The organism is Methylophaga sp. UBA4204, from assembly GCF_002379485.1.
Lineage (GTDB): Bacteria > Pseudomonadota > Gammaproteobacteria > Nitrosococcales > Methylophagaceae > Methylophaga.
On record NZ_DFTU01000015.1, the window covers coordinates 1 to 326 of the forward strand.

General features: G+C 60.7%; 1 protein-coding gene. It reads right to left on the minus strand.

The annotated features are described in order from the left end of the window. Positions 1-9: 9 nt before the first annotated feature. The coding region (locus B3182_RS02115; protein WP_292751346.1) for a hypothetical protein at positions 10-326 on the minus strand (317 nt) is incomplete at its 5' end.

The following is a 326-nucleotide window of genomic DNA, read 5'->3' on the forward strand; positions in this document are numbered from 1 at the left end:
CGAGCACGGTCAGCAGCACAGTTGCCGACAGTATTCCGTCGGGACGGGCCGCATCGCCTCATCGACCGCCTCCAGTATGACCCAGTCTTCGTTCACATGCTTGCGCCCGTGGCTGCATTCGAACGAAAGCGCTAGGCACTCGGTGCAACCATAGTAATCGGCAATGCCGCATTTCAGAGAGGGGAAGGCACGCCCGACCCGCTCGCGCAAATCGTCCGAAAGTGTTTCACCACCGACACTGAAAAGCGCAGGCGCGATCCGCAGTCGCCCGGCCTCCTTTTCCCTGACGAGGATAGTGAGCATGCTGGGGTAGGTCACGATCCAGG